Source organism: Haladaptatus sp., from assembly GCF_049589095.1.
Lineage (GTDB): Archaea > Halobacteriota > Halobacteria > Halobacteriales > Haladaptataceae > Haladaptatus.
This window is the reverse complement of record NZ_JBAWAC010000469.1, coordinates 1-6,292: the sequence shown is the minus strand read 5'-3', so window position 1 is coordinate 6,292 and position 6,292 is coordinate 1. Positions and strand designations below refer to the sequence as shown.

The window sequence follows — 6,292 nt, the reverse complement described above, 5'->3', positions numbered from 1 at the left end:
GTGCTCCTGTGGCCACAGATCCGCGATATCCCGTTCGGCGAGCCACTCGACCAGCGCGGCGAGTTCGTCGCTGGACGTCGAGAGCAACCGTTCGCCCGCCTCGCGCGATCCGCGCGTCGGGTGCCCGACGACGCCGCTTTCGGAGAAGTCGGCCGTGTCGAACCCGACGTTGGCTCCGTGAACGTCCTCGCCCCACGCGTCGTTCGCGCCCGCCTCTGCCGCTTCGAGCGCGGCCTCGCGGACGAGTTCCTCGGCGACTTCGAGGAGCATGCTCGTCTCGATCTCGTCGGCGTGTGTAATCCCCATCCCGAACTCGTCTTCGAGTACGTCGCCGATACCGCTCCACCAGTTCCACGGGACGGCGTAGGCGACCTCCTCGCGTCGGACGCGGCGCGCGACCCGGCGGAGCGCGCCGTCGTTGCCTCCGTGCCCGTTCACGATGACGACCTTCCGAATGCCGTGGCTGGCGATGCTGGAGACGATGTCCGAGACGTAGTTCTCGAACGTCGTCGGGTCGGTCCACAGGGTCCCGTCGAACTGGCGGTGGTGTTCGCTGACCCTGACCGGAATCGTCGGGAGGACGACGACGTCGTCGCGTTCGGCGAGTTCCCCCGCGACCGCCTGTGCCGCCATGAAATCGGTTCCTAATGGGAGGGCTGGCCCGTGTTGTTCGACGCTTCCCGTCGGGAGTAATGCGACGTCCACGTCGGCGAGCGCGTCGTCCGCGGTGGTCGTCGTGTGTTCTGCAAGTCGGCTCATGACGGTTTGTATTGCAGCCGCGGTATTTGAAACTGGGTGTCGCGGCGATGGGCGAAAAAACGGATGTACGGGACGAGTTCGGCCGTTATCGACCGAGGAACGAGTCGAGTCCGCGGGCGGGATAGCCGACCACGAGGTCGGCCCCCGCCGTCTTCAGTTCCTCGACCCGTTCGCCGACCTCCCGTTCGGTCCCGACGAGCGCGAAATCACGGCTCGCCGCCGACAAGACGCGTCGCGCGCGGCCGTCGGCGCTGGCATCCGTCGATGCATCGTCCGGGAGCGCCCGTGCCACGGGCCGTCGTCGGGAGACGTACGCGCCGACCGAATCGAGGATCGTGTCCTCGTCGTCCGTGAGGACGGTCGGAGCGTACACCGCGACCGTTCCCTCGAATCCGGCCGAGCGAAGCGCTCGGACGTCCCGGTCGGTCGAGCGCGACAGCAGTTCGAACTGCGTCGCGCCCGTGGCGGTGGCGATTCGCTCGATCCCTTCGGTGCCGACCCACGCGTCGGGCGAGCGCTCCAGCGCCGCGCCGAGGCGCGGCGCGACCGCACGTCGTTTCTCCTCGTCGTCGAGATACGCAGCGTGTCCGGCGACGAACACCGTTCCAACCCCTTCGGGGAGTCGGTCGAACAGCGAATCGTCGCCGAGGGGGTCGAACCCGTCGGCTCGGATCGGCACCGTCATCAAGACGTTCTTCGCCGCCGCCAGTTCGCGGAGCACCGCCTCGTCGGGGAGGTGCTCGCGCCCCTCGTAGTCGATGGTGATCGTCTCGAACGGCAAGTCGTGCGCTCGCTGCACGTCACACTCTGCGGGTTTCAGTGCGGCGGCGTCGAGTCCCGTGCGGGCGAGGGCGTGGCTACTGGTTAGCATCGATACCTCCGGTAATCAGAACGAGTTGGCTACTGTTCTCGCGGAACGCGATCAATCGTCTGTGCGACCATGGTCTCCGTAACGCCACGGGGATAAAAAGGCTGTCGGCAACGGCAACGATTCGAGTCAGGGAACGTAGCGCTCGATGGTGGGCATCTCGATGCCGAGCGCGCCCTCGACGAACTCGATGAGTGCACCGTCTTCCGGTTGGAGTCCCCCGGCGAGGACGACGGCGACGAGTCCGAGGAGGCCGGTGCAGACCAGAAAGACGGGCAGCGTCACGAGCGTCAACGTCAGCCAGTGGGACGCACCGAGGGCGACCGGGAAGAGGACGAACGGGAGGGTGACGTACGTCCGATTCGTGGACGAGGCGAACGGCGTGATGTCGCATTTCGACCAGAGCACGAGGTTGAGTGCGATGTTTCGGACGACGTACGCCCCGGATGAGGCGACGGCGGCACCGACGATGCCGTACGTCGGAATGAGGAGGAGGTTGGCGACGAAGTTGAGCGCGAGCGTCAAAATATCGACCCCCAGAATCGCTTTCGTGTGGCCGAGCGCGGCGAGCGTCGTCCGGTTCCGTCCCGCCGCCGCGCTGGTGAAAAACCCGATCGAGAGGATCGCGAGGGCGATACCGCCGCCCGTGTACCCCGACCCGAAGAAGATCGAGAGGGTGTCGTCCGGGAAGACGGTGAACACCAGAAACGCGGGGAAGGTGAGGACGTAGATCCACTTCGTCGTGATGCGGTAGATGCTCGTCACCTCGTCGCGCTCGCCGTCGGCGTCGAGTCTGGACGTGAGCGGCAGGTAGAGATACCCGAACGAGGAGATGACCATGAGGAGGCTGTTCGCCAACGGGTAGGCTGCGTTGTACACCCCGACTTCGTTCGAAGTGCGAAACTGGGCGAGCATGATGGTGTCCATCCGCGTGAGCAGGATCGAGAGCACCATCGTCACGATGAGCGGGGCCGAGTAGGTCAGCAGTTCGCGGGTATGCGTTCGCACGGGGCCGACGAGTCGGACGAGGCGGTTCGAGAGGAAGTAGACCACGACCACCGTGCAGAGCGTGGCGACGAGGTAGGCGTAGCCGATGGACGCGAGGTCCAACCCACCCGCGACGAGCGCGACGAGTAGGAGGATGCGGAGACAAGGGTAGAGAAAGTCCTTCGTGTACAGTTTGTAGCGCGTGTTTTCCATGCCGCGGAGCGCGCTCACGCCGACGGTCAGCCCCGTCGTGATCGGAATCGTGAGGATGAACAGGCGGAGCAGGTCGGTCGCGGCGCTCGTCTCGAACAGCGCGGCCGTGATACGGTCGATGTTCAGGTACAGGACGAGCGAGACGAGGACGCTGACGGCGAGCGAGAAACCCAGTCCGAACAGCCAGACGCCGCGCACGTCCCGGTCGTCGTCGTAGCGGGAGACGAATCGCGGAATCCCGTCGTTCAACCCGACGAGCGAGACGGTCGCCCCGATGGTCATGATGGCGAGTGCGATGGTCATCTCGCCGTAGAGTTGCGGCGAGAACCAATGGGCAACGATGATACGCTCGATCAGACGACCGACGGACGCGACGATGACGCCGACGACGATGAGGACCGAACTCGACAGCAGTTTCGAGAGGTGGTTCTCACTCGTCGCCATTCCGGAAGTTCCGTGGATAAGCGTGGTGCTCGTGGCCTCGTTGCGTTCTCGGATTCACGGTGGGACAATCAAACCGGCCGAGTGGCTTTGTTATGGACGGCGTACGGCGGAGTAATCGCTCTCATCCGCCTCACCCGCACCCACACCGACAGAGCCATGTGAACAACAGTCATGATAATTACAACGAATCATCGATTTCGTTGTTACGTTCAGTTTAGTTGAGGTGTGTAGGACGACACCGAAAGAATATTAATCAATCTCTTTGCATTGAAGACCGCATGGCACGCGATTGCAGTACGACAAAAGACGATAGCGGAGCGGACGGCAGTTCGTTCGACCGCCGTTCGTATCTGAAACTGACCGCCACGGCCGCGGTTGCGGCCGCCGGTGCTGGCGCGGCGACCGGTCTCGGGGCGGCGAAGGAGTACGAGACGATCACGATTCCCGCGAACACGGCGAAGCAGTTCACCGTCGGGAGCGGCGAGACGTTCGAAAACAAACTCATCGACATCAGCGCGTCGGGCGCTGACGTTCGCATCATCGCGAGCGGATCCGACTGGACGATTCGCAACGTCGGTTTCAGCGGTGCATCCGACGTGAGTGGTCCCCACCCGCCGGGAAAGAACCTCGGTGGCTACCCGAACCTCATCACGGCGTCGGGAACCGGTACCATCGAGCACGTCTACATGGGCGACGGCGTCTCCGGTGACATGATTCGCAAGGGCGCGATCGGAATTCCGGCGTCCTTCGCGGGTCACATCGACCTCACCGGCGTCACGATGAACGGCTGGACGGGCAACGCGATTTACGCGGGCGGCGCGGCCAAATCCAGCGGCGGCGGTGGGACACTGGCGTTCGACGGCTGTCTCCTGAAGAACAACAACATCAGCCACCTCCGCGTGGCGACGGACGGCACGACGGTGAAGAACACCGTCATCTACAACACGAACGACGTTCCGCTCCACCCGATCAACGGCGGCGTCGTGAACTCCCGCGGCGTCTACGACGGCTACGGGACGACGAGCGACGTCGTCACGTTCGAGAACTGCGACATCGACTGCACCGACGCGGACACCAACGGCGGGGCTTCCGCGCTCGTCGCGGCGCACACGACGTTTGAGGTCAAAGATTCGCAGATCAAAGGCGCCCTCATCGGCAACGTCGAGACGACGAACGTGGGCAGCAACCCGTCGCACGAAGCGCCGAAGGCCGCACCCACGACCGCGAAGCAGGCCGCAACCGGTTCGACGTCGTCCGGCGGAAGTTCGAAGACCGGCGGCAAGTCAAAGAAGAAGGCCAAGAAAGCTAAAAAGAGTAAGAAGGCAAAGCAGTCGAAAAAGAAGAGCAAGAAATCGAAGAAGGCCAAAAAGGCCAAGAAGGCGAAAAAACCGACCGATCCGGCGATGAAGAAGGGGACGAAGAACGCGGCCGCCTCCAGTTCGCGTGACTTCTGTTTCACCTACAACGGCAAACAGTATTGCGTCGATTTCAGTCAGCTTCGCGCGCTGCTTGGCGGATACTGAGAACGAAGTCGAACACGTATTTTTGCGGTAGGAGTTCCGTACCATGGTTACACGACGTTCCTGTCGAAGCCGTAGCACTCGCCGTCTCGATTTTGTGGTTTCAATTGATTGCGTGAACGGCGTCGCCCGATTGGTTCCGACGACGCATAACAAAGTGTAATACCCCTGTGGTATCGGGAAATGAGCAGTGGTAATCGACCGTCCCAGCGTGTCGTCGGGAGTACGGGGACGACGGCGGAGCACGGGGACGCGCGTCGTCCCACCGACGCGCGAGCGGCGGAGTTGACCATCGGGATGTACTATCGGAAGGCGGGAACGCGGGACGCGGGCGGTGTCGTGATGTACGTGCAGGAACTCCTCGATGCGCTGTCGGAACACCAGTCGGCCTACCTCTACACGGAATCCGGGGAACTGACGCCGAAGATGCGCACGACGGACGCGGAAATCGTCCAACTGTCCGACTCCGCGTTCGACGCCGCAACTCGCGTGTTTCCCGCCATCACGGGAAAACTCGTTCCCCTGCTCGGCGCGATGCGCGACGGGACGATTGCGCGGATGAACGAAACCCTCGACGTGCTCGTGACACACCACTACTTGGAGGACATCGTCCTCTCGAACCTCCTCGACATCCCCGTAATTCGCGTGTACCACGGCTTCGAGCGGACGGGACTCGGGACGACGGCCCACGGGATGCTGTCGGACAGCCACTCGGTCGTCAACTCGGTGCAGACGAACGCGGAGTTCGTCGAGCAACACGGCTACGAACCCGACGGTATCGTCTACCCGGGCGTCGATACCGACCTATTTCACCCCGACGCGCCGCCCGCCTTCGAGCGCGAGGAACCGGCGGTGCTGTTCGTCGGTCGGTTCGTGGAATCGAAAGGCGTCTTCGACCTCATCGACGCGGTTGCAGCGGCCCGTGACGCCGGAACCGACGTTCACCTCTCCATCGTCGGTCGCGGGGACGAGGACGCAGTGGTGCGGCGAATCGAGGAGCACGAACTGGCGTCGTCGGTGTCCGTCCTCGGAGCGGTTCCACACGACGAACTCCCGGGCTACTACACCGCCGCGGACGTGGCCTGTTTGCCGTCCCACTACGAGAGTTTCGGCATGGTCAACATGGAGGCGCTGGCCTGCGGTACCCCCGTCGTCACCACGTCAGTCGACGGCGTCACGGAGTACGCCATCGACCGCGAAACCGCGTTGCTCGTCCCGCCGGAAAACCCCGAGGAGTTGGCGACGGCGATAGCGACGGCGGTCTCGTCGCCGGAGCTACGGGCGCGACTCTCGGAGCAAGGACGGGCCGTCGCGGAACGCTACTCGTGGGATCAGTCGGCGAAGCGTCTCGTGGACGTGTGTGCAGGGATTCTCGGACGACCCGACCGGGAGACCCTCGAACGAAACGACCGCGAAGTTCTCAACGCGGACTGATCAGGAAACTCTCGACGCGGACTGACTAGGAGGTCCTCAAACGGATCGATTATTCGGATCCCAACTC

The 6,292-nt window shown here is 63.6% G+C and carries 5 protein-coding genes; 2 read left to right on the top strand and 3 right to left on the bottom strand.

The genetic code is table 11. From position 1 onward, the window contains the following. From WBV42_RS14605 to WBV42_RS14595, 3 genes are all read right to left on the bottom strand, one after another. Positions 1–759 (bottom strand): creatininase family protein (locus WBV42_RS14605; protein WP_423986682.1); only part of this gene is annotated, 759 nt, incomplete at its 3' end. A gap of 85 nt (positions 760–844) precedes the next feature. Continuing rightward, a complete protein-coding gene (locus WBV42_RS14600; protein ID WP_423986681.1) occupies positions 845–1,630 on the bottom strand; it encodes a DUF7388 family protein in 786 nt (261 codons plus the stop codon). Positions 1,631–1,756: 126 nt separating this feature from the next. After that, positions 1,757–3,271, bottom strand: a complete 1,515-nt coding sequence (locus WBV42_RS14595) for a flippase (RefSeq protein WP_423986680.1) — start codon at positions 3,269–3,271, stop codon at positions 1,757–1,759. Between the two features lie 278 nt (positions 3,272–3,549). On the opposite strand from WBV42_RS14595, the gene WBV42_RS14590 reads away from it, so the two are divergent. Continuing rightward, positions 3,550–4,794, top strand: a complete 1,245-nt coding sequence (locus tag WBV42_RS14590) for a hypothetical protein (protein ID WP_423986679.1) — start codon at positions 3,550–3,552, stop codon at positions 4,792–4,794. Between the two features lie 180 nt (positions 4,795–4,974). After that, positions 4,975–6,225 (top strand): glycosyltransferase family 4 protein, encoded by a 1,251-nt coding sequence (locus WBV42_RS14585; protein ID WP_423986678.1) that lies wholly within the window; start codon positions 4,975–4,977, stop codon positions 6,223–6,225. Positions 6,226–6,292: the final 67 nt, after the last annotated feature.

Bases quoted from the DNA above. Each gene is read 5' to 3' on its own strand.
- WBV42_RS14595 (WP_423986680.1), bottom strand. From the start codon at position 3,271: ATGGCGACGAGTGAGAACCACCTCTCGAAACTGCTGTCGAGTTCGGTC.
- WBV42_RS14590 (WP_423986679.1), top strand. From the start codon at position 3,550: ATGGCACGCGATTGCAGTACGACAAAAGACGATAGCGGAGCGGACGGC.
- WBV42_RS14585 (WP_423986678.1), top strand. From the start codon at position 4,975: ATGAGCAGTGGTAATCGACCGTCCCAGCGTGTCGTCGGGAGTACGGGG.
- WBV42_RS14600 (WP_423986681.1), bottom strand. From the start codon at position 1,630: ATGCTAACCAGTAGCCACGCCCTCGCCCGCACGGGACTCGACGCCGCC.